1 pseudogene is annotated in these 548 nt (G+C 71.4%); it reads right to left on the bottom strand.

What is annotated here, in order from left to right:
* Positions 1–548: pseudogene (locus J5M67_RS27640) on the bottom strand (methyl-accepting chemotaxis protein); the annotation flags it as partial.

The raw sequence follows: 548 nt of genomic DNA on the forward strand, positions 1-548 counted from the left end.
CCGATGATGTCGCGAATGCTCTTCGCGCTCTCGTCGATCTCGTTCATCGTCGAGACCACGCGGCCGACCACCGTGCCGCCCGCCTCGGCCACCGACGACGCGTTCGCCGCGAGCGTGCTCGCCTGCCGCGCGTTCTCCGCGTTCTGGTGGACGGTCGACGTCAGTTGCCCCATGCTCGTCGCGGTGCGCTCGAGCGCGACCGCCTGCTGCTCGGTGCGCTGCGACAGATCGAGATTGCCCATCGCGATCTCGTGGCTCGCCGCCGCGATCGATTCGGCCGCCCGGCGGATGCCGCCGATCGTCGACCGCAGGCGGCCCTGCATGTCGCGCATCGCGGCCATCATGCTCGTGCCGTCGCCCGCGCGCACCGCGACGGGCCGCGTCAGGTCGCCCGCGGCGATCCGCGCGGCGAGCGAAGCCGCCTCGTCCGGCTCGCCGCCGAGGCTCGCGCGCACGTTGCGGATGATCACGAGCATCGCCGCCGTGATCACGAGGCCGATCACGAACACCACCGCGAGATGGCCGACGAGCGTCTCGTAATAGACGGT

This window comes from Pseudomonas sp. 30_B (genome assembly GCF_017491605.1).
Classification (GTDB): domain Bacteria; phylum Pseudomonadota; class Gammaproteobacteria; order Pseudomonadales; family Pseudomonadaceae; genus Pseudomonas.